Consider the following 21,928-nt stretch of genomic DNA (forward strand, 5'->3'; position numbering starts at 1 on the left):
ATGGCGCTGATTTCTCCGTCGCGGCGGTTGCGCCGCACGCCGTTCTCCGCAGGCGTCGAGGCGGCGGGCGTGAAAGCCTACACGATCTACAATCACATGCTGTTGCCCACGGTGTTCGAGAGCATTGAGGCGGACTATCATCACCTGAAAAAGCATGTGCAGGTCTGGGATGTCGCCGCCGAGCGACAGGTGGAGTTGCGGGGTCCGGATGCGGCGCGGCTGATGCAGATGCTGACCCCGCGCGATCTGCGCGGCATGCTGCCGGGGCGGTGCTTCTATGTGCCTATCGTCGATGAGACGGGCGGGATGCTGAACGATCCGGTGGCTGTGAAGCTGGCCGAGGACCGCTGGTGGATTTCCATTGCAGATTCGGACCTGCTGCTCTGGGTGAAGGGCATCGCCAATGGCTGGCGGCTGGACGTTTTGATCGACGAGCCGGATGTCTCGCCGCTGGCCGTGCAGGGACCCAAGGCGGAGGACCTGATGGCGCGGGTCTTCGGCGACGGTATTCGCGATGTGCGCTTTTTCCGCTTCGGGTTGTTCGAGTTCGAGGGGCGGGATCTGGCGGTGGCGCGCTCGGGTTATTCCAAGCAGGGCGGGTTCGAGATTTATGTCGAAGGCAGTGATCTGGGCATGCCGCTGTGGAATGCGCTTTTCAAAGCCGGTGAGGATCTGAACGTGCGCGCGGGCTGCCCGAACGCCATCGAGCGGATCGAGGGCGGGCTCCTGAGCTATGGCAACGACATGACCGATGACAACACGCCGCATGAATGCGGGCTGGGGCGGTTCTGCGACACGCAGACGGCCATCGGCTGTATCGGGCGCGATGCGCTCTTGCGCGTGGCCAAGGAGGGGCCTGTGCAGCAGGTGCAGGCGATTGCGATTGATGGGGATCCGGTGCCGGGCTGCGACCGGGTCTGGCCGCTCTATGGTGGGGGCCGCCGGGTGGGCCAGGTGACCTCGGCCGCCTGGAGCCCGGATTTCGAGACCAATGTGGCCATCGGCATGGTGCGCATGACACATTGGGACAGCGGCACCGAGCTGGAGGTGGAGACGCCCCTGGGCATGCGCCGGGCGGTGGTGCAGCCTGGGTTCTGGGCGTGAGCCAGGCAGCGACGGCTGCGCTATTGAGTATTTTTGGAAGGGTGAAGCGGGGGCGGACTGCGCCTCGCGGCCCGAAAAACAGGAGATGAGCGATGTTCAAGGCACTTGTGGTGAGCAAGGATGAAGAGAGCGGCAAGACCTCTGCGGCTGTCGAGGAGATCGACGTGGACCGCCTGCCCGCGGGGGATGTGACTGTTGCGGTGGAGTATTCCACGGTGAACTACAAGGATGGCTTGTGCATCGGGCCGGGTGGCGGGTTGGTCCGGCAGTATCCGCATGTGCCGGGCATTGATTTTGCGGGCACGGTGGAGGCGTCGGACGATGATCGTTATGCGCCTGGCGACAAGGTGGTGCTGACCGGCTGGCGCGTGGGTGAGGTGCATTGGGGCGGCTATGCGCAGAAGGCGCGGGTCAGGGCCGACTGGTTGGTGCCGCTGCCCGAGGGCTTGGACACGCGTCAGGCGATGGCGGTGGGGACCGCCGGGTTCACCGCGATGCTGGCGGTGATGGCGTTGGAAGATCACGGGCTGAAGGCCGGTGACGGGCCGGTGCTGGTGACCGGGGCTGCGGGCGGCGTGGGCTCGGTGGCGACGGCGATACTTGCGCATCTGGGCCATGAGGTGGCGGGTGTCACCGGGCGGCCCGACACGGCGGAGTATTTGAAGAGCCTTGGCGCCAGCCAGGTCGTGGCGCGGGAGCAGATCAACGAGACGGTGAAGCGCCCGCTGGAGGCGGAGACCTGGGCTGCTTGCGTCGATGCCGTGGGCGGCGCGATGCTGGCGCGGGTGCTGGGGCAGATGAAGTATGGCGGTTCAGTTGCGGCGGTGGGTCTTGCCGGGGGCGCGGGGCTGCCTGCGACGGTCATTCCCTTCCTGCTGCGCGGCGTGAACCTGCTGGGCATCGACAGCGTGATGCAGCCCTATGACAACCGGGTGCGGGCGTGGAGCCGGATCGCCAGCGATCTGCCGATGGACAAGCTGGAGGCGATGGTTCAGCCCGCGACGCTCTCCGATCTGCCGCAGCTGGGTGCGGACATTCTGAAAGGTCAGGTCAAGGGGCGTGTGGTTGTCGATGTGAATGGCTGAACCCGGTGCGCGGGATCGGGTCGGACGAAGCGCCCATCGCTGTCATTGCGGATGTACATGGTAACAGCGATGCGTTGCGTGCTGTGCTGGCTGATATTGACGCGCAGGGCATCGGCCCGATCCTGAACCTTGGCGATCATTTCAGTGGGCCGCTGGCGGCGGCGGAGACGGCGGCTCTGATGGCCGCACGCGAGATGATCTGTATTCGTGGCAATCATGATCGCTGGCTCGTCGAATAGGCACCGGAGGACATGGGGCCTTCGGATCGGGTTGCTTACGCGCAGCTGCAGCCGTCGCATCTGGACTGGCTGCGCGGATTGCCTGCGACCCGGCGAGTGGGGGAGGCCATCTTTATGTGCCATGGGACGCCCACCAGTGACACCACCTATTGGCTGGACCGCGTCGCGCCAACGGGTGAAGTGCAGTTTCGCCCACGCGACGAGATCGAGCAGGCCGCGGAGGGGACGGACGCACCGGTCCTGCTCTGTGGGCATACCCATCGCCCGCGGCTGGTGCGGCTGCGCGATGGTCGCATCATCCTGAACCCCGGCAGCGTGGGCCTGCCTGCCTATGATGACGATCATCCCGTCTTTCACGTGATGGAAACCGGGACACCTGCGGCGTCCTACGCTGTGCTGTGCAAACGGGGCGGCGGCTGGGACGTGAGCTTTCGCGCCGTGCCTTACGACACCGCCCGTATGGCGGAGATGGCAGATGCGGCGGGGCGGGCCGACTGGGCGCGGGCTGTCGCCACGGGGTGGTTTTCGCCCGACAGATAACCGTGAGCGCCGGGGTCGGCGCTCACGGTCTTTGGCGCTTATTCTGCCGGCTGCGCGTCGGGGTCGCCCACGGTCATGCCCGCTTTCTCGCGGCGGCTGTCATTGAAGAGCGCCTTGATCAGCGCGAAGACCATCAGCACCATGACCATGGTGAAGGGCAGGGCACCGACGATCATCGCGTCCTGCAGGGGCGCCAGCGCGTCGGCGTTATTGGGATCGATCGCTCCTGCCACGATCAGGCTGCCGATCACGAAGGTGAGGATCAGGCCCCAGATGATACGGTGCTTGATACCCGTTTCTTGATCGCCGCCCGACATGATGGTGTTCATCACCAGGATGCCTGAGTCCGCCGAGGTGACCAGGAAGGTCATGATCAGCACCACGCACATGATGATCACCGCACCTTGCAGCCATTCCGGCACGATCATCTGCAGCGAGACGAAGAGCTTGTTGGTGTTGGAGGCGGCGATGATCGCGCCGTCGGCCACGCCCTGCAGTTCGTTGTTGATGGCGGTGCCGCCCAGGATGGTGAGCCAGGCAAAGCAGACCAGCGCCGGGGCAATGACGCAGCCGAAGATGAACTCGCGTACCGTGCGGCCCTTGGAGATGCGGGCGAGGAACAGGCCCACGAAGGGTGAAAACGCGATCCACCAGGCCCAGTAGAAGGTGGTCCAGCCCGATTGCCAGCCAAAGAGGCGGCCTTGGGTGCCCGCCTCGTAAGCGGCGGCCTGGGCGGCGGGTGCGAGGGCTGCAGCGTCGCCTTCGAGGCCGGAGACAAAGCCGTCGAAGCTGCCCCAGGCGTTGGTGGCACCGCTGTAGAGGCTGCCTGCGACGGGCTGCGCCTCGGCGGGCAGGGCGGCGGTGTAGGTGGCCTCGGAGAGCGGGCTGTAGGCCTCGAAGCTCAGCGGGATGAAGTTCCAGATGTAATCCGCCAGCGCTGTGCCATAGGTCGTCAGCGAGAAGAGGAACGAGCCGAAGACGATGAAGGTGAGCAGCAGCAAAAGCGACAGCACCAGGTTGAGGTTCGACAGGTATTTGATGCCGCGCCCGACGCCGGAGACGGCGGAGAGGATCGACATGCCCATGATGATCGCCAGCGCCGTGATCAGGCCCACGGTGGACGGTTTTGCGGCCTCGCCTTCGGCGGCAGCGCCCATCAGCCACTCCATGCCGGTGGCATTGTAGACACCATCGACAAACTGGCTGACCCCGTAGCCGATGGTGACGGCAACGCCGAGGATCGTGGCGACCACGCCGAGCACGTCCACGATATGGCCCAGGACCCCGTTGGCCAGGCGCCCCAGAAGCGGGGTCAGGGCCGAGCGGATGGTGAGCGGCATGTCACGGGTATAGGCGTAATAGGCGAGGCTGAGCCCTGTGACCACATAGATGGCCCAGGCGTGAAAGCCGAAGTGCAGCAGGGAATAGCGGAAGGCCGATTGCACGGCCTCGGCGGAGTTGGGCTCAGCCCCCTGTGCCACGATCACCGGGTTGGAGCCCCAGAGGCCCACTGGCTCTGCGGTGGCGAACACCATGAGCCCCACGCCAAGACCGGCGCCGAACATCATGGCGAACCACGAAAAGGTGGTGAATTCGGTCTGGGTATCGGGCCCGCCGAGCTTGCGCTTGCCGACCGGCAGGATCGCCACGATGAACAGAAAGAAGGCAAAGAAGCCCACGGAGATGATGTAGAAGGCGTTGAAGTCCTGCAGGGTGGCCCAGTTCCACGCATCGAGCGTTTGCGTGGCTCCGATGGGGAACAGGATGGCCCAGAGCACCAGCGCCACCATCACCGATTTTGAAATCAGCGCGATGGGCAGGCTGTAGCCTTCGTAAAAGCCGGAGTCCTGGGTGTTGATGTCCAGCTCCGTAAACGGCGGTTTGACTGACATGTGTTTTCTCTCTGTTGCGATCCGACCGTCTTGTTGGGTCGGTATCGGGGGCGGACCGGTGGAGTGAAACGCGCAAGCGATCTGACGGCGCGCGCTTCCTGGCCATTCTGACACGCGATCTGTCACGTGATGACCGAGTCTGGCAAATGATTCGCGTTTGGGTTGTCGATTCCGCGACACGTTCGGCACCAAAACGACGAAAAATGAGACTCGCTGGAGAGCGGGCCAGCGGGCAATTCGCATCTTGACCTGCGCCCGGGCGCGAAGGACGGTGCGGCCATGACACTTGATACAGATTTCGTCCGCCGCCAGTTTCCCGCTTTTGACGTGCCCCAGCTTCAGGGGCAGGCGTTCTTCGAGAATGCCGGCGGCTCCTATACCTGCCGTCCGGTGATCGACCGGCTGACGCGGTTCTATACCGAGCGGAAGGTGCAGCCCTATGTGCCCTATGAGGCGAGCCGACTTGCGGGAGAGGAGATGGACGAGGCGCGCCGCCGCCTCTCGGCGATCCTTGGGGTGGAGGGCGATGAGCTGAGCTTTGGGCCGTCGACCACGCAGAACACGTACGTGCTCGCACAGGCCTTTGCCGAGATGATGCAGCCGGGTGAGGCCATCGTGGTCACCAATCAGGATCACGAGGCGAATTCGGGGCCGTGGCGGCGGCTCGCGGCGCGCGGCATCGAGATCCGGGAATGGCAGCTGGACCCGGAGACGGGGCATCTGGACCCGGCGGATCTGGAAGAGCTGCTCGATGACAGCGTGCGGCTGGTGTGTTTTCCGCATTGCTCGAACGTGGTGGGCGAGATCAACCCGGTGACGGAGATCACCGCGCTGGCCCATGCGGCGGGGGCCTTCACCTGTGTGGACGGGGTGTCCTATGCGCCGCACGGGCTGCCCGATGTGGGCAGCCTGGGGCCGGATATTTATCTCTTCTCGGCTTATAAGACCTATGGGCCGCATCAGGGGCTGATGGTGATCCGCCGCACTCTGGGGCAGCTGTTGCCCAACCAGGGGCACCATTTCAACGGGGATGTGCTGTACAAGCGGTTCACGCCGGCAGGGCCGGATCATGCCCAGGTGGCCGCCTGTGCGGGCATGGCGGACTATGTCGATGCGCTCTTTGAGCATCATGTGGGTGGGGCAGCGGAGCCGGTCGAGAAGGGCCGTGCGGTGCATGATCTGATGCGCGCGCATGAAATCGCATTGCTTGCGCCGCTTTTGGAGGCGGTGAAGGCGCGCAATTCTGTGCGCCTGATTGGGCCTTCCGAGGCGGAGGGGCGTGCGCCGACCGTGGCGCTGGCGCTGGAGCGCCCGGGTGAAGAGGTGGCGGCAGCGCTGGCCGCGCAGGGCGTCATGGCGGGTGGCGGGGACTTCTACGCCGGCCGCCCGCTCGATGCGATGGGGGTGGATGCGGAAAAAGGCGTGCTGCGTCTGAGCTTTACCCATTACACGACGCAGAGAGACATCGACCAGCTGCTCACAGCGCTTGACGATGTTTTGTAGGCCGGCGGGTTGATCCAAAGCAATTTGGCTTACGTAGCATTTGAAACGAATTGCAAAGGCTGTGCTGTGTGAGCGTGTCTCCTGTTCTTGTGTGGTTTCGCCGTGATCTGCGGCTGAGCGACCATCCGGCCATGTCCGCGGCCTGCGACAGCGGGCGCCCCGTGATCCCGGTCTTCATACATGACGGTGGCGTTGCGGCGCTGGGCGCGGCGCCGAAATGGCGGTTGGGGCTGGGGCTGGAGTGCTTCGATGCGGCGCTGCGCGAGAAGGGCAGCCGGCTGATCCTGCGCCGGGGCGATGCGCTGGAGATGCTGCAGGCGCTGATCGCAGAGACGGGTGCGGAGGCGGTCTACTGGTCGCGGCTCTATGATCCCGAGGCGGTGAAACGCGATACGGGTGTGAAATCGGCTCTGAAAGAGGCGGGAGTGGAGGCCAAGTCCTTCGGCGGGCATCTGATGTTTGAGCCCTGGACGGTCGAGACCAAGACCGGCGGGTTTTACAAGGTCTACACGCCCTTCTGGAACATGGTGAAGACGCGCGAGGTGGAGGCACCGCTGTCTGCGCCCTCGGATATTCCCGCGCCGGAGTCCTGGCCCGAGAGCGACGCCCTGGCCGATTGGCGCCTGGAGGCTTCGATGGATCGCGGAGCGGCGGTGGTGCGCCCCCATGTGCGGCTGGGTGAACAGGCGGCGCAGTCCCGGCTCGGGGCCTTTATCGCGCAGATTGTCGCGCGCTACGACACGACGCGCGACCTGCCCAGCGTCGATGGCACCTCCGGGCTGTCGGAAAACCTGAGCCTGGGTGAGATCAGCCCGCATCAATGCTGGCATGCCGGGATGCGGGCGCGCGAAGACGGCAAACCGGGGGCGGAGACCTTCCTGAAAGAGCTGGTCTGGCGTGAGTTTGCCTATCATCTGATGCACCACACGCCGCAGCTGCTGACGGGCAACTGGAAGGAAGACTGGGATGCCTTCCCCTGGAATCAGGACGAGCGCCGCGCCGAGGTGCAGCGCTGGAAACAGGGGCGCACCGGCATCCAGTTTGTCGATGCGGCGCTGCGCGAGATGTATGTGACCGGGCGGATGCACAATCGGGGGCGCATGATCGTGGCGAGCTATCTGACCAAGCACCTGCTGTGTCACTGGAAGATCGGGCTGAAGTGGTTCGAGGACTGCCTGATCGACTGGGACCCGGCCAGCAACGCCATGGGCTGGCAGTGGTCCGCAGGCTCGGGCCCGGATGCCACGCCGTATTTCCGGGTGTTCAATCCTGTGACCCAGCTCGACAAGTTCGACAAGGACCGCACCTATGTGCGCCGCTGGATCGCAGAGGGGCGCAAGACCCCGTCCGAGGAGGCGTTGGCCTACTTCGATGCGGTGCCGCGCAGCTGGGGGCTCGACCCCGGGAATGCCTATCCGGAACCGGTCGTTGCGGCGGATGAGGGCAGGCAACGGGCACTCGCGGCCTATGAGAACCGTGGATTTTAGAAAGTGAAGCAATATCAACTTGCTATGAGGGGTGTGTCAGCCTAGCCTGACAGCGATGCGAAACGGGGAGCGCAGATGATTTTGACGACCACACAGGGGCAGGCGGGGCTGCCGCGGTACTTTGCCCATGTCTTTGCCATGGCACAGCAGATGCAGAACGGACGGGCGGAGTTTGTCCTGCCGGACGGGCGCAGGTTTCGGGCCGAGGGCAAGAACCCCGGTCCGGTGGCCGAGCTGCACATTCACAACGACGACCTCTTTGCCCGGCTGATCCGCGAAGGCGATCTGGGGTTCTGTGACGCCTATCTCGATGCCTGGTGGTCGACGCCGGACCTGCAGGCCTTCATGGACCTCGTGCATGAGCAGGACAACGAGCACCTTTATGACGGGTTTCCGGGCATGATCGTGCTGCGGAACTTCGAGAAGTTCCGCTATTGGATGCAGCGCAATCACAAGAAACAGGCGCGGCGCAACATCAGCTTTCACTATGACTTGGGCAACGAGTTTTACGGGCTCTGGCTCGATGACACGATGACCTACTCCTCCGCTCTCTTTGACAGCGGGCAGGAGAGCACGGAGAAGGCGCAGATTGCCAAGTACAAATCCATGGTCGATGAGATGGGCGCGCAGCCGGGGGACCACATTCTAGAGATCGGCTGTGGCTGGGGCGGCTTTGCGGAATATGCCGCAAAGGAGCGCGGGCTGAAGGTCACCGGGCTGACGATCTCGGAAGAGCAGTTCAAGTATGCTCAGCAACGCATTGAAAGAGCAGGACTATCAGATCTTGTTGATTTCAAGTTGCAGGATTATCGCGATGAAAAGGGCATCTATGACGGGATCGCCAGCATCGAGATGTTCGAGGCTGTGGGCGAGCGCTATTGGCCGGCCTACTTCAGCGTCGTGCGTGACCGGTTGAAACCCGGCAAGGCCGCCACATTGCAGATCATCACCGTCGCCGACCGGCGCTGGACGGTCTACAAGCGCGGGGTGGACTTCATCCAGAAGTACATCTTCCCGGGAGGCATGCTGCCGAGCCCGTCCGTCCTGCGCGAGCAGATCGGCAAAGCGGGGCTGGCGGTGGAGCGCTCCATCGAGTTCGGGCAGAGTTATTCCGTGACGCTGCGGCGGTGGCACGAGAGCTTCAACGAGAAATGGGATCAGGTCAGCGGGCTGGGGTTCGATGACCGCTTCCGGCGGTTGTGGAATTTTTACCTGACCTCTTGTGCTGCGACCTTCGAAAGTGCCAATTGTGACGTGACGCAGATCACCGTGAAGCGGCCGGGATAGGGTCGCACCACCCTGAAGGACGCCCAAATGCCCGACGCCGCCCGCCTCGTTGCTGCCATTTGCATCGGCATTGTGGGCTACATCGTGTCGCTGCAGATCATCCCGCTGATGCCGGAGAGCACAGATTTTGGGTACTTTGTCTATGTGAATGCGGTGCTGGGCATCTTTGTGGGCTGGACGGTCATGGGCAAGAGGGCCGGGCGCGGCCTGGCCGCTGGTATCACCAATGGCTTTGGCGGCGTGCTGATGCTGGTGCTCTGGGGGCTCTTCATCCACTCCTGTGCGCAGATGTTCGACCGGGCCATGGCGAATTGGTACAACGACGCGTTCCAGGCGCTGCTGGCGATTGTGAAGTTCATGGCGGAATACGGGCTGGTGCTGATCAACCCGCTGGTGATCTTCACGCTGATTGCGGGTGGGGTGCTGTCGGGGCTGTTCACCGAATATGCGTGGCGCACGTGGCGGTAGTCGCATGGGGTTGACGACCCCGCTCTTCTTTTTTGGCACGCTGCAGCATCCGCCGTTGCTTGCTGCGGTGCTGGGTGACATCGGCCACGTGACGCTGGCCGAGGCCGCCTTGCCGGGATACCGCACCAGCGCCGCGCGCGAAGGCCCGTTTCCGGTCATCACGGTGCAGCCGGGTGCCGTCACCTCGGGCCTTCGGGCCGAGGGCCTGCGCCCGGAAGATGTGGCGAAGCTCGACTATTACGAGCAGGCCTTCGGCTACCGGCTCATCGACGCGCCGCTCGCCGACGGGCGCACGGCCCGCGTCTACATCCCGCTGCAGGGGCTGTGGACGCCTGATGGGCCCTGGTCTCTGGAGGCCTGGGCGCGCGACTGGGGGGCGTTGAGCGTGGAAGCCGCGCGCGAGGTGATGCGCTACCGCGGTCGCAAGACACCCGAAGAGGTGGGGGTCATGTTCCCGCGTATCCGCGCGCGGGCCTGGTCGCGGATCAACGCTGCGCGGAGCCGTCACGGCGCCGGCACCTTCCCGGGCGAGATCGACCTGATCGACCAGCGCCGCGTCTATGCAGGGTTCTTTGCGCTCGATGAGATCGATCTGCGCCATACCCGCTTTGACGGCGACCTGAGCGATGAGATGACGCGGGGCGTCTTCGTGGTCTCCGATGCGGCGCTGGTTCTGCCCTATGATCCGATGCGGGACCGGGTCCTGGTGGTTGAGCAGATGCGGGTGGGCCCGCTGGCCCGTGGCGACGCCACCTGCTGGCAGTTCGAGCCCGTCGCGGGCCTGATCGATCCGGGCGAGACGCCCGAGGAGACCGCCCGCCGCGAGGCCATGGAAGAAGCCGGGGTGACGCTGGGGGCCTTGCATCCCGTCGGCGAAAGCTATGCCTCGCCCGGAAATTCGACCGAGTTTTACTATACCTTCGTCGGGATCGCCGATTTGCCAGACGCGGCGGCGGGCCTGGGCGGTCTGGAGGCCGAGCAGGAGGATATCCGCGCCCATTTGATGTCCTTCGAGGACCTGATGCGGCTCTGTGACACGCTGCAGGCGGCGAACACGCCGCTGGTGATGCTGGCCTATTGGCTGGCGCGGCACAGGGAGCGATTGCGCAGCGCCTCTTGAGGTCGCGCGACCGCACGGCTAGGTGTGGTGGACCATATCAAGGGAACGACCCCGATGCATGTTGCAAGCGATCTGGCTGCGGCCATTGGAAACACGCCACTCATTCGGCTGAAACAGGCCAGCGAGGCCACGGGCTGCGAAATCCTCGGCAAGGCGGAATTCATGAACCCCGGCCAGTCGGTGAAGGATCGCGCGGCGCTCTTCATCATCAAGGATGCGGTGGAGAAAGGGCTGTTGCGACCGGGTGGCACCATCGTGGAGGGCACCGCCGGAAACACCGGAATCGGGCTGGCGCTGGTCGGCGCCTCGATGGGCTTCAAGACCGTGATCGTGATCCCCGAGACCCAGAGCCAGGAAAAGAAGGACATGCTGCGGCTCGCGGGTGCGGAGCTGGTGCAGGTGCCTGCGGCGCCCTACCGCAACCCCAACAACTTCGTGCGCTATTCCGAACGGCTCGCCAATGAGATGGCGCGCAGCACCAATGAGGGCGTGATCTGGGCCAACCAGTTTGACAATGTGGCGAACCGGCAGGCGCATGTGGAGACGACGGGCCCCGAGATCTGGGCGCAGACCGGCGGTAAGGTGGATGGGTTCATCTGTGCTGTGGGCTCGGGGGGCACGCTCGCCGGTGTGGCGGAGGTGCTGCAACCCAAAGGGGTGAAGATCGGCCTTGCGGACCCGGATGGCGCCTCGCTTTACAATTACTACACCAAGGGACAGCTGGAGATGTCCGAGGGCTCCTCGATCAACGAGGGGATCGGGCAGATCCGGATCACCAAGAACCTCGAAGGGTTTACGCCGGATTACGCTTACAACATCCATGATGCCGAGGCTCTGCCGGTGGTGTTCGACCTGTTGCAGCAGGAGGGCCTGTGTCTGGGGGGCTCGTCGGGCGTGAATATCGCCGGCGCCATGCGCATGGCGCGCGACATGGGACCCGGGCACACAATTGTGACGATCCTTTGCGACTATGGCACGCGCTATCAGTCCAAGCTCTTCAACCCGGAGTTCCTCAAGAGCAAGGGGCTGCCGGTACCGGGCTGGCTCGACCAGGCTCCGGCGAGTATCCCGGGTGTGTTTGAAGACGTATGAGGCTGGCTCTGCACGCGCTTTGCGGTCTGCTGCTGATCGCGGTTCTGACCTGGTGCCTGCCGGCGATGGCGCAGCAGCCGCAGGCTGGCCCGAATTTCCAGGCCTGGGACAATGTCGCGCGGCTTGCCGAAGACGCCATCGCAGCGGAAACGGCGAGCAACGAACGCTTTGAAAGGCTGCGCGCGGAGCTGGCCGAATACCGCTCGGATTTCACCGCGGGCAGCCGGATCAATGCTGAGCGGATCGCCACGCTGCGCAGCCAGCTCGAGGCCCTTGGGCCGGTACCGGAGAGCGGTGAGGAGCCGGCGGATGTGGCTGGCCGACGGGCGGAACTGGAGGCGCAGCTGGAGACGCTGCGGGCGCCTGTTCGCGTTTCCGAAGAGGCGTTTCGCCGCGCCGATGGGCTGATCCGCGAGATTGATGCGATCATCCGGGAGCGGCAGGCCAGGCGGTTGCTGGCGCTGGGGCCCTCGCCGCTGAACCCGGTGCATTGGCCGCGGGCCGTGGAGGACAGCCTGTCCATCCTGCGGGGGCTGGCGCTGGAATTGGAGACGCTGGAAGATCCGGTGCGGCGCGCGCAGATGCGGGAGAACCTGCCGCTGGTGCTGCTGCTGCTGGCGGTTGCGCTGGCGCTCATCATCCGCGGGCGCGCCTGGGCCGGGTTCGGTCTGAGCTATCTGCGACGATGGGGCGGGCGCGGGTCAGGCGTCTGGCGGTTTCTGGTCTCGCTGTTGCGCATCTTCCTGCCGCTCACCGGGCTTTTCGTGCTGACCCATGCGCTGCGCATGACCGGGATGGCCGGAGAGCGGCTCGATCAGATTCTCGAGACGCTGCCGGTCTTCGGCTTTGTCCTGCTGGGCTTTCGCTGGCTGGCCGAGCGGCTCTTTGCCCGAGACGATGATGATGCGCTGATCCAGCTGCCGCCGGGCAAACGCTCGGCGGTGCGCTTCTACATGCTGCTGCTGTCGTTGCTGTTCGTGTCGCGCGGGGTGGTGGAACTGCTGGTGGGGTTCGAAGACGTGGCACCGGCCACGGATGCGGTGCTGGCCTTTCCCATCGTGGTGCTGATTGCCCTGGTGCTGGCGCCCATCGGGCTGACCCTGCGGCGCTACAAGGTCGAGGCCGACCCGGAGAGCGATGACGCGCCGCGCGGCGTGGGGCTGTCGCGGGTGGTGCGCACTGCGGGTTCGGCGCTTCTCCTGGTGTCGGTGGTCGCGCCGATCATGGCCGCGGTCGGTTATGCGGAAGCGGGGAACGCACTGCTCTACCCGACGCTGGTCAGCCTGCTGATCCTCGGGTTTGTCGTGACCCTGCAGCGCTTCTCGGTCGACGTCTATGGCCTGATCACGGGAGATACGGAGAGCGCGCGGGATGCGTTGATCCCGGTGCTGGTCGGCTTTGCGCTGGTGCTCCTCTCGCTGCCGCTGCTGGCGCTGGCCTGGGGCGCGCGGGTGGCGGATCTGACCGAGGTCTGGTCGATGTTCAGCCGGGGTTTTGCCATCGGCGACACGCGCATCTCCCCCGGCGATTTCATGACCTTCGTCGTGATCTTCGCGGTGGGCTTCGCGATCACCCGGCTGGTGCAGAGCACGATGCGGGTGAACGTGCTGCCCAAGACCCGGATGGATATCGGCGGCCAGAACGCCATTGTCTCGGGCCTTGGCTACGTGGGGATTTTCCTCGCTGCGGTGCTCGCCATCACGGGGGCGGGGATTGATCTGTCATCGCTCGCCATCGTGGCCGGTGCGCTCTCCGTCGGTATCGGTTTTGGTCTGCAGACCATCGTGTCGAACTTCGTCTCGGGCATCATTCTGCTCATCGAACGCCCGATTTCGGAAGGCGACTGGATCGAGGTTGGCGGGCAGATGGGCTATGTGAAGGACATCTCGGTGCGCGCCACCCGGATCGAGACCTTCGACCGCACCGATGTGATCGTGCCCAACGCTGATCTGGTCTCGGGCACGGTGACCAACTACACCCGTGGCAACAAGGTGGGGCGGCTGATCGTGCCCATTGGCGTGGCCTACGGCACCGACACGCGGCGGGTCGAGGCAATCCTGCGCGAGATTGCGGAAGACCAGCCCATGGTGCTGCGCAATCCGGCACCGATGATCCTGTTCAACAATTTCGGTGCGGACTCCCTGGAGTTCGAGATCCGCCTGATCCTGCGGGATGTAAACTGGATCATGGCGGTGAAGAACGACATCAACCACGCCATCGCCGAGCGCTTCGCCAAGGAGGGTATCGAGGTGCCCTTTGCGCAGCGTGATGTCTGGCTGCGCAACCCCGAGACCCTGCAGCCGCGCGGCGCGACACCGCCGCCGACCGCCGAGGAGAGCTGACCGCCTTGGGCCGGAAACGTTAAGGTTTCCAAGGCGGGAAAGGCGATTTTGGCTCTTGCAATGCGGCGGGTTGCCGGGCTACACCGCCGCAACGGAGCGGTGGCCGAGTGGTCGAAGGCGCACGCCTGGAAAGTGTGTAGGCGGGAGACCGTCTCCAGGGTTCGAATCCCTGTCGCTCCGCCAGACCTATCTAATCTATATAATTTTTCCCATAAAAACTTGACGGTTAGCGTCCCGCTGTTTAGCTATGCGTATAGAAAATTGTATAGAAATTTTCAACTCAAATTAGAGGATCGAGCCAATGACAGAGGCCCAAACAGCAGCCTTGAAATGGCTTAAAGACCGGGGCGGCGATGCCTGCTTTGACAAAAACGGCGTTGTGCTCGCGATGGGAGAAAGTGCGCCGCACACCAGGACAACGTGGAACGAGCTTTCAAAGCTTGGACACGTTGAGTTTTACAATCCGAGCGGCAAGGGGCGCGGTCGCATGCGCATTGCAACGGCGTGACCTGGTTCGCCGAGCATCGCCAACAATGGATTGCGGATATGCTGGCTGTGTACGGATTTATCAACCGCGCGCATCTGCAAAGAAAGTTCGGGGTCTCTTCCGCCCAAGCGGCCATCGACTTCCGCACTTTCAACGTAGCTCACCCCGACGCGATGACCTACGACAATCGCAAGAAGATATACCTCTCGACCACCGCCCCCAAGGCGCTGATCGACAAACTGTAATTGGAGGATCGACGCAATGTCACAGATGCACAACGTCACTGGGCCGGAGCGCCAAGAGCAAGCCGAGCAACTAGTTGGCGAGATGATACTGGCACTTGCTGACCACATGCACATGACGGTCCCTAGCGCCGTTTTCATGGTCCAGCAGATCACAGCCCGACACCTCGCACACTGGCATAAGCCATCCGCCATTAAGAACTTGAGGCTCACAGCGCGGTACTTCAACGGCGATCTGAAATACGCAGACTTCTTCAAGAAACAGGGCGCGCTGTTTGATCAGATCACCGCTGGATACGAAGCCGAAGAAGGTCCCGAAATTCACTAACACCGAGAAGGATCCCCAGTTGGTCGGGAGTGCGGCAGCGGCTCCGACCGGCAACACCCCAAAAATACAACCTTGGGCAATCTAGACGTAAGGGGTGACGCTAATTAGATACAGGTGAATTCTTTGAAAGAGGTGGCCGGAAGTGCTCGCAACACCCCCGGCCCGCCAAGACGCTCCCCTGACAGAGGACAACGAAATGGACAACCGCTCCCATACCACAAAGTTGATCTTACGGCGCATCGCTATTTGTGTTGGGCTATTTATTGCCTATACGGTCTTTGTATACCTGATTGGCAGCCGCGTTTCGCTACCACCTGGACCGTGATAGAAGGGCTGCACTGTCTGGAGGATCCCGCGCCTGATAAGCCCACTGCCTGCGAAATCATGGAGCGCGTCGGCGAAGAACGGCGGTGCATTAAGGAAGCTGCGCAGTATTTGCTTGACCATGCAGATTTAGTGCCCGGACGATGCCTCTGCACAGGCCCTCAGAACGGCGATCCGCTGCGTCCGTGCGCTATGCGTGCCGAGACGGTGAAAGTCCTGCAGCATTTGGCGGAGGGCGGCTCTTAAGCCGCTACGCTCTCCACAGCCCCTCTCGTGGGGTTCACCCGGTCCCTGACGGTATCAAAGCAATCCTCATACGGTAGGAGCGCCCCCGCATCGCTGCTGTTGTACGCCGGACTCGACTGTAGCGGAGCATAGGCATAAGTCGAAGCCAGCGTATGCGCGAACCTGGTGTCAGCAGTAACGTTCTGGTGGGTGCCTGGGCTCCAAGCTGTCACAACCGCGGAGTTTCCATTGCTCATGTTGATGGTTTCACCAACAATGAAGTCACCACTACCCTCGGCGTTCATGTAGACCGTGCCAGTCTTGGCATCCTTGTCAAAGTTTGATCGCTTGACGTATCCGGTTGCGCCACTGGTCGCACCAGTCACCAGAACATTGCTGTTTGAGCCCGGCAGTCCATTCTCCGCATTGGAAACGGACAGCTCATCATAGGAGTAGTAGTACGGCCCTTTATAGATCGGCGACCACATGGACGTCAGATCAAAAGGACCGCTGTCCACTCCGTTCGAATATCCCGGCGTGTGTACAAGGTTGTTCTGGTTTTCGATATTGGTATCAAGGCAGTTGCCGTAGTTCGAGTTGGACTCTTCGGTGATCCCATCGAACACGCTGGTTTCTTGATTGGCTCCGGTCTTGAGGCAGATCACGCTGCACGACCGCGCGGTGCGCGGGAAGTGGTCCATCTCGTAGTACAGAGGCTTATCGTCGTTGAGCTTGCCGAACAGAATACCGGCCTTGAACTTGGCCGAGCTTTCCGGCGGAATGTCCTCGGAGATCAGCAATCCGTTCTCCAGTTCGATCCCGGCCGCGCCGCTGGTGAACAGCGCAACGTCGCCATTCATGTCAGCGAAGATGAACTTCTTCATCATGAAGCGAGTAGGTTTCTCAATGGACCCGGAAGTTGTCGCCTGAACCGATATGCGGCTGCTCACGCCCACAATCTTGCTGACTCTGATCTTGTAGGGATGATCGGCCATCTGGCCAAACCAGCGAACAAGGTTCTGCACAGAGCCGTTGGACTGCCAACCAGTGTTCGAGACGACATAACACATATAGAAGCAACGGTCGCCGAAGTTGCGCGAGAACCGCCCTCCTGCATGGTTCGCGAGGTAGGGCGTCATACTGTCTTTCTTCTCGCCAGTGCCCGGGGGAGAGCGCTTGATCGCGTCGGGCTGGCTGTTCCAGCATCCGATGAAGTAGCAGATCCCTGCGTTATCCGCGAACCAGCCGAACTCTCCATAGTTCGTGGTTCGCACGTCAATCCCAAAGGTAATCGTGCCCGCGCCATTGCCCGGCTTGATGCAGGACGACACTCCGGACACAGACAGGTTGTAGAGCGTGGCGTAGGCGCAGTTCTGTGTGTCTATCCCGGTTCCGTAGAAGCTTTCCATGTCGTCGGGTGCCGTGCCATCATATGGCTTGGCGATATCGAATCCCTCAAGGGTGGCTCTGGTAGTATTGCCGAGAATGAGTTCTTCTGTCGCGTTGGCCTGATCCGCTGGGGCGAGGATCGCCGGATTGCCAAAGCCAAGCGTGTCGAGACAGTCCAGGCAGAACAGTTCGAAGTTTGAGAATTCCAAGTCGCTTGGCACATAAGTGTGGCCATTGGTCAAGAACAGCCGGCGACTTGTGCCGGACGATCCCGATTTGATAGCGGCGATAGCGGCGTTGATGTCGGTAAACTGGTTGTCGGACGCAGGTGCTCCCGAGTACACTCCATCGGGGTCAACCACGTAGGTATTTGCAGCAGAGAACGCCACCGACTTGGGTGTGACCATAACGCTGACCGCCGCAGTTTGACTGCCAGCACGATCATCGTGCTTAAAGACCTCGCATTGGTACTGAACCATTCCCGTGGTGAGAGGCCTATTGCCCCACATATCCATCTCACCGAGGGCCATGTTCTTATTCCATGGCATCGGGAAGTCATTGCGCGCAAAGTCCCGATCATTGCCGGGCGTCACAACTGACCATTTGAAGTTGCAATCAAACGCCGGGTTATCTGTATCGAACCCGTGCGCCACGGCGTGAAACCCGATTGCTTCTCCTTCTACAAAGACAGCCCGATTGTCTTCGACAATGATCTCAACTGTGGGTGTGCCGACACTGGTTGTCAGATTGACCGGCGTTTGCCATGTGCCTTCTAGCACCTCATTATCTGGTGCGGCCCACCGGTAATGTGCGTCGTTCTTGTTCAGCCGTGCAACACGAACTCCATTCAGTTCAAGCCAACCCTCCCCTTCGAGAAATCCGGTGCCACCGATATTGCTGACGTAAATGGTTCTGACCCCACCAGCATTGATCTCGAAGCCAGTGACTTCGCACGTGGTGCCGTTGTCATGGATGAGAGTATCGCCGACCTGGAATAGAACGTTTTCGGGGTCGTTCGTGTTGTTGCCGTTAACCGATGAAATCCATGTCTGACAGTAGGCGGAGGTGATCTTCTTATCGACTTGACGGATCTCGAGGGGGTTGCTCGCTGAAGTCAGGCCTCTGATGATAGAAATGATGTCCAGTGCCGCATTTCTGGTGCGCCCTGACAGATAACCGCCTTGGCCATTGGCAATGCGCCAATCGAAATAAGCAGGAAGCCAGTCAGGTCCGTTGTCTTCGTGCGCTGTCGGCTTGAATTCGATAATGTCGCCGGACACGCTGGGCGGTGCTGAAGCGTCGAAGGCGAGCGTGCCAGAGCCACCGGAAATGACCGGTGTTGTGTTGGTCAGGGTTGTGTTGATGTTCAGGGAAACGACAGTCGCGGAGATCGTCACACCCTCGATCACAAAGACGCCGGCCACATCGTTGCCCGCATCATCCGTTGCCGCCACACACAACTTATATCCGCCGGAGGTGAGCGACGAAGACAGTGCTGGAGTGTCGGTGGCACTTGGCCCCGTGACCGTCCAACTGGCGCTTTGCGTGGCCGCTCCGCTGGCGTCCGTGCCTGCCTTGACTTGCGGGACATCCGGGTTGGGCGCCGCCGCGGGCACAGCCACCATCCAGAAATTCACCGGCCTGCTGTCCCGCTCAGTACAACTCACGGTGAGCGGCAAAACGCCCCCGTTGTCGGCGTCGACCGTCCCGATGTCTATGACCGGGCGTATCGTGTCCGATGGCGTGACAACAGGGATGGTGTAGATGTCGGAGAATATGGATTCCGACCCATATTCGCTGGTGCTGGTCTGGCGGAACTGCAGAGTTTGACCGCCAACACCACTGGTAGGGATCTGATATATCTCGCCTGTCGCGACATCCGTGCCGTTCAAAAACCACTCAACCGTGGTCGTGATCGTGCCGCCGCCTGAAGGCTCGGCAAGGTTGGCGCTGACCGAGTTGCCTTGCGCAACCACCCCATCAACGGTGGGCTCGTCCTCATCATCGAAAGAAGGCGGATCGGTGTTGACTGTTGGCGTTGTAATGTTGGTGCCGCCATGAACCAAATCTGGCCATGACCCGGTGTTCGCACCAGTTTGCCAGGCATCCTCGCCACCGTTGATATCCACGATGGGTGTGCCAATCCGTCTCACACTGGTGCGCGGACCTGCCGACCGGCGACGGGACGCGAAGTAGTTACGGACCGCCGGGTCCGAGATGTCAGCAACGGGGGCGTTTGATGTGCCGCGCCATAGCGCGAAGCGGTTCACTGGCCCGCCAAAGTAGTGGTTGCCATCGGCGCGCCGGAACAGATCCCAGGGTGTTGTGCCAAGGTCGAGCGTCGAGCCAGGCGCAACGTTTCTGGTTTCGTTGATGACCTCGACCCAATCGGTGCCATCGAATATGTAGGCAAGCGCGTGCATCACATCACTGCCGTCGATCCAGATTGAAGCAATAGGTTGGTACTTACTACCATCGGGGACCGGCTGGGAGGTCACATTGATCCGGGTTCCGTCTGACGCCCTAACATCAATCCTGAGACCTGATGACCCATCGGTGTCCGACACCGCATAGAACCCATCTGTCGAACCGGTCCAGTTGGCAAAGGCAGCGCGCGATGAGATTGCCGCGCTCTTTGCCACACTCAGGTAAAGCAGAATTTCCGTCTCATCTCCTGCCATCGCCTGCGGGAAAGTCAGAAATGCTCCCGAGGGGATTGTGACGACTGGCTCGGAACGCAGCGCGGTATTGAGTTCAATTCTGCCCATCAGGTCGTGGCCCCTGTTATCGTGTAGGTTGCGCTGCCATCTTGGGTCGCAGCGTTGTAGTCAGCGGATGTGCCGTTGAAGTCGTAGATCGGAGTGCCGTATTCAGCTTGGGCGATGGCAGGATCAACGATGGCATCGCCGTCCGTGAAGCGATCCTGAACAGCCACAGTGGACACATCGGCGAGTGATGCCCCTGTTGGACTGAACCATGCTGCATTGCGGAACGCCCGACCTTGGAAGTCCTGGGCAAGACCTGCGCTCTCGTTGAACACCCTCGGCGCGCTTGCAACATCGACCGCGAGCGTAGCAACACCGGTAACACCGGTGTTGCTATCCGATACCACGGTGTAGGTTGCTCCGGTCTCATCTCGGACGGCCAACTGACCATAGAGACCGGTGCCATCGTTATGGGCGGCTGCGATGACGTGAAACCGGTCAGTAACGCCAGCGAACGGGATAAACAGCGCTATGGCGTTACCCAGGCTGTCCTCCATGTCGAAGCGGATATTTACCGTTCCTGCAGAAGAATTGTAATCAGCATGCAACGCGTTCGAAGACGAGTTGGCGCCCCAACCTGAGAGGCATTGCCGCGAACCGTTTTCGGTTACCTCAAAGGATGCCATGAAGACGGCGGAACGGATGTTGGACGGATAGGGGGCAGTTGCAGTGAAAAACGTCTGCCCGTCGAAATTCACCGCGTTTTCGGTGAAGCCACCCGCCGGCAGGTTGTTGGTGACGACTTGTCCCGAGATGTCGGTAATCGTATTGCCATCTTCATCCACCAAGTCGCCGCCAGAATAACTGGCAGTGAGTGCGTCCCCGGCCTCAGGCAGATCCCCGGACAGGTTCAGAACAACGGTTGTGGTGCCATTCACGATCACGCTGTCGATGGTCGGGCTATCACCCAAACTCGTGACTGCCCAATCCGCCGGATCACCTGTGCCATAGATCGGCTTGTCGAACGTCAGCGTCCATGTGCTGGCATCAACGATATCGGTGACTGCGGTCTGTACAGTCGCGGCGGTGAAGTTGATACCTGAGACCGCAAGCACCTCGATCAGAGAGGATTGCGGATTGGGGCCATCCTCCTCGATGAAATAGTGATGGCCGTCTGCGTCATTGGATATGCTCGTGAAACCGGACAGCTCAAGTCCGGTACTCGGCAGGGAGATCACCTGCGAATACGCCTCCAAGATGCCGCCGCCCGTTCCTGCGCGCAGTTGGGCTTTCGTAGGAGTTCCAACGCTGGAGTCTACGAACGCACCGTAGACGGTCAGAGTCCGCGCACCATCGTAGGTCAATTCGTGACTCAGGGACGGTGGGTTACCTCCGCTGGCTGGATCGAAAATTGCGCTGTCGATCAGGATCGGCGCGCTGAGTGGCAAGTCCGTGACGCTGAACGAAACAGTCTGAACAGCGGCGCCGCCGGAGTCCTCCGCAGTGACATCGAAACTTCCAGTTGTAACTTCAGTCGGGACGCCGGACACTTCACCAGATGCAAGCGCCACACCAGCCGCCGGAGATCCGCTTGTGATCGTATAGGCGACATCTTCCCCGGTAGAAAAATACGTGCTCAGGTTGATAGGCGTAATCGCTTGGTTCAGGAACCATTCCTGAAGCGGGATAACGCCATTGGCGGTTGGTGGGGCGTATCGGACCACGTAGGACGGTGACACAACCGGTTGCCCGTCGATGAGCCCCGTCATGCGGACCCGCGAGAGGTTAACCACACCATCGACGCCAATCGTTGGATTGTAGTCAAACGCCGTCGCCCCGGCGATGTCAGAAAACGAGCCGCTCGCGTTGGACTGCCACTGCGGGTTGGTGATGGTGTCGGTGCTCGTTCCGGTGAGTTGCACCCCCGTCTGCGCGGTCAGGCCATGCGTGGGGTTGTTGGTCAGGCCGTCGAGCGTAATCCGACCAACAACCTCCAGCACGCCAAATCGACCGCCGTTAAAACGGCTACCGGCAAACCGCCCTGCGCGAAACCGGCCCAGCGCGCCCAT

General features: G+C 62.0%; 15 protein-coding genes, 1 tRNA gene and 1 pseudogene. 14 read left to right on the top strand and 3 right to left on the bottom strand.

All coding sequences use genetic code 11. From position 1 onward, the window contains the following. The 3 genes and pseudogenes from Q1A71_RS02995 to Q1A71_RS03005 all read left to right on the top strand — a co-directional run bounded on the left by Q1A71_RS02995 (position 1) and on the right by Q1A71_RS03005 (position 2,968). Entirely contained in the window at positions 1-1,104 is a 1,104-nt protein-coding gene (locus Q1A71_RS02995; RefSeq protein WP_299671601.1) for a dimethylsulfoniopropionate demethylase, read from the top strand. Between the two features lie 92 nt (positions 1,105-1,196). After that, complete coding sequence (gene acuI, locus Q1A71_RS03000; protein WP_299671603.1) at positions 1,197-2,189, top strand: acryloyl-CoA reductase; 993 nt, start codon at positions 1,197-1,199, stop codon at positions 2,187-2,189. Between the two features lie 5 nt (positions 2,190-2,194). Further along, positions 2,195-2,968: pseudogene (locus Q1A71_RS03005) on the top strand (metallophosphoesterase family protein). A gap of 38 nt (positions 2,969-3,006) precedes the next feature. On the opposite strand, the gene Q1A71_RS03010 reads toward Q1A71_RS03005, so the two are convergent. Further along, complete coding sequence (locus Q1A71_RS03010) at positions 3,007-4,860, bottom strand: BCCT family transporter (RefSeq protein ID WP_299671605.1); 1,854 nt, start codon at positions 4,858-4,860, stop codon at positions 3,007-3,009. A gap of 279 nt (positions 4,861-5,139) precedes the next feature. Between Q1A71_RS03010 and Q1A71_RS03015 the strand changes: the two genes are divergently transcribed. The 11 genes from Q1A71_RS03015 (at position 5,140) to Q1A71_RS03065 (ending at position 15,216) form a co-directional block, all read left to right on the top strand. Beyond that, entirely contained in the window at positions 5,140-6,363 is a 1,224-nt protein-coding gene (locus Q1A71_RS03015; RefSeq protein ID WP_299671607.1) for an aminotransferase class V-fold PLP-dependent enzyme, read from the top strand. A 68-nt stretch (positions 6,364-6,431) separates the two neighbouring features. Further along, positions 6,432-7,850, top strand: a complete 1,419-nt coding sequence (locus Q1A71_RS03020; RefSeq protein WP_299671609.1) for a deoxyribodipyrimidine photo-lyase — start codon at positions 6,432-6,434, stop codon at positions 7,848-7,850. 75 nt (positions 7,851-7,925) lie between these two features. Continuing rightward, on the top strand, positions 7,926-9,137 hold the full coding sequence (locus Q1A71_RS03025; protein ID WP_299671611.1) for a cyclopropane-fatty-acyl-phospholipid synthase family protein: 1,212 nt from the start codon (positions 7,926-7,928) through the stop codon (positions 9,135-9,137). A 27-nt stretch (positions 9,138-9,164) separates the two neighbouring features. Next, the gene (locus Q1A71_RS03030) at positions 9,165-9,605 is read left to right on the top strand and encodes a TrgA family protein (protein WP_299671613.1); all 441 of its coding nucleotides are present in this window, start codon (positions 9,165-9,167) and stop codon (positions 9,603-9,605) included. 4 nt (positions 9,606-9,609) lie between these two features. Beyond that, complete coding sequence (locus Q1A71_RS03035; RefSeq protein WP_299671615.1) at positions 9,610-10,725, top strand: NUDIX domain-containing protein; 1,116 nt, start codon at positions 9,610-9,612, stop codon at positions 10,723-10,725. Positions 10,726-10,779: 54 nt separating this feature from the next. Then, a complete protein-coding gene (locus tag Q1A71_RS03040) occupies positions 10,780-11,817 on the top strand; it encodes a cysteine synthase A (RefSeq protein WP_299671617.1) in 1,038 nt (345 codons plus the stop codon). Further along, positions 11,814-14,159, top strand: a complete 2,346-nt coding sequence (locus Q1A71_RS03045) for a DUF3772 domain-containing protein (RefSeq protein WP_299671619.1) — start codon at positions 11,814-11,816, stop codon at positions 14,157-14,159. The genes Q1A71_RS03040 and Q1A71_RS03045 overlap by 4 nt, the downstream gene beginning before the upstream one ends. Positions 14,160-14,252: 93 nt before the next feature. Beyond that, a tRNA-Ser gene (locus tag Q1A71_RS03050) sits at positions 14,253-14,342 on the top strand. A 118-nt stretch (positions 14,343-14,460) separates the two neighbouring features. Further along, positions 14,461-14,667, top strand: a complete 207-nt coding sequence (locus Q1A71_RS03055) for a hypothetical protein (protein WP_299671621.1) — start codon at positions 14,461-14,463, stop codon at positions 14,665-14,667. Continuing rightward, entirely contained in the window at positions 14,664-14,891 is a 228-nt protein-coding gene (locus tag Q1A71_RS03060) for a hypothetical protein (RefSeq protein WP_299671623.1), read from the top strand. Before Q1A71_RS03055 ends, Q1A71_RS03060 begins: the two co-directional genes overlap by 4 nt. A gap of 16 nt (positions 14,892-14,907) precedes the next feature. Further along, complete coding sequence (locus Q1A71_RS03065; RefSeq protein ID WP_299671625.1) at positions 14,908-15,216, top strand: hypothetical protein; 309 nt, start codon at positions 14,908-14,910, stop codon at positions 15,214-15,216. Positions 15,217-15,782: 566 nt separating this feature from the next. Here the strand turns inward: Q1A71_RS03065 and Q1A71_RS03070 are convergent. Both Q1A71_RS03070 and Q1A71_RS03075 read right to left on the bottom strand, forming a co-directional pair. After that, entirely contained in the window at positions 15,783-19,922 is a 4,140-nt protein-coding gene (locus tag Q1A71_RS03070) for a hypothetical protein (protein ID WP_299671627.1), read from the bottom strand. Then, the gene (locus Q1A71_RS03075) at positions 19,922-21,928 is read right to left on the bottom strand and encodes a hypothetical protein (protein ID WP_299671629.1); all 2,007 of its coding nucleotides are present in this window, start codon (positions 21,926-21,928) and stop codon (positions 19,922-19,924) included. The genes Q1A71_RS03070 and Q1A71_RS03075 overlap by 1 nt, the downstream gene beginning before the upstream one ends.

It is taken from the genome of uncultured Roseobacter sp. (assembly GCF_947493125.1).
GTDB lineage: Bacteria > Pseudomonadota > Alphaproteobacteria > Rhodobacterales > Rhodobacteraceae > Roseobacter.